Raw genomic sequence first — 1,100 nt, forward strand, 5'->3', positions numbered from 1 at the left:
GAGAAAGCGAATATAGGTTGCAAAGAAGGGACAACTATTATAAAATAGATACGCACATCAAAAAGGAGTATAACATATGAAAAAAAACATCATCGTTGGACAGTCCGGCGGGCCCACTGCCGTGATTAATGCAAGTCTTTACGGGGTTGTCTGTGAGGGACTGAAACAGGAGGACAGCGTCGGTCATGTGTATGGCATGATTCATGGAATTGAAGGATTTTTGAAAGATATGTATATGGATATGGGAGAAGGATTGTCGAAGGAGGAGCTGGAGCTGGTGAAACTGACGCCGGCGGCTTATCTGGGTTCCTGCCGGTTCAAGCTGCCGGAGGATTTGACTTCTCCCGTCTACGTCACCCTGTTTGAGAAGCTGGAGGCTCTCGACATCGGGTACTTCTTCTACATCGGGGGAAATGACTCCATGGATACGGTGAGCAAGCTGTCCCGGTACGCCGCCGGACACAAGAGCTCCATCCGGTTTGTGGGCATCCCCAAAACCATTGACAACGATTTGATTCATACGGACCACACACCGGGCTATGGAAGCGCCGCCAAATACGTGGCATCCACCGTCCGGGAAATTGTGCTGGATTCCTCCGTCTACCAGCAGCCGGCCGTCACCATCGTGGAACTGATGGGCCGCAACGCCGGATGGCTGACAGCCGCCAGCATTCTGGCCAGAAAAGAGGAGTTCGACAATCCCATGCTCATCTATCTGCCGGAGGCGGATTTTGACTTCAAGGAGTTTACCAGAGATTTAAAGGCCGCCCTGGCCCGCAGCTCCAGCGTGATTATCTGCGTATCCGAGGGGATCTCCGATTCCAGCGGCCGCCTGATCTGCGAGTACGCCGACGAGGCCCGGGTGGACAACTTCGGCCACAAGATGCTGGCCGGCTGCGGCAAGGTGCTGGAAAACTTCGTGCGGAGCCACTTTGGCATCAAGGCCCGCTCCGTGGAGCTGAACGTGAGCCAGCGCTGCTCCGGAATGGTGGCTGCCAGCAAGGACGTGGAGGAAGCCGCCGTGGCCGGTGCTTACGGCGTCCAGGCGGCCTTAAACGGCGCCACAGGCATGATGGTGGCCTTCGAGCGCCACGCCGGGG

The 1,100-nt window shown here is 56.1% G+C and carries 1 protein-coding gene; it reads left to right on the forward strand.

Annotated elements, in window-relative coordinates; all coding sequences use genetic code 11:
* Positions 1–76: 76 nt before the first annotated feature.
* The coding region (locus tag HMPREF9473_RS25810; RefSeq protein WP_006783167.1) for a diphosphate--fructose-6-phosphate 1-phosphotransferase at positions 77–1,100 on the forward strand (1,024 nt) is incomplete at its 3' end.

Source organism: Hungatella hathewayi WAL-18680, assembly GCF_000235505.1.
Classification (GTDB): Bacteria; Bacillota; Clostridia; order Lachnospirales; family Lachnospiraceae; genus Hungatella_A; species Hungatella_A hathewayi_A.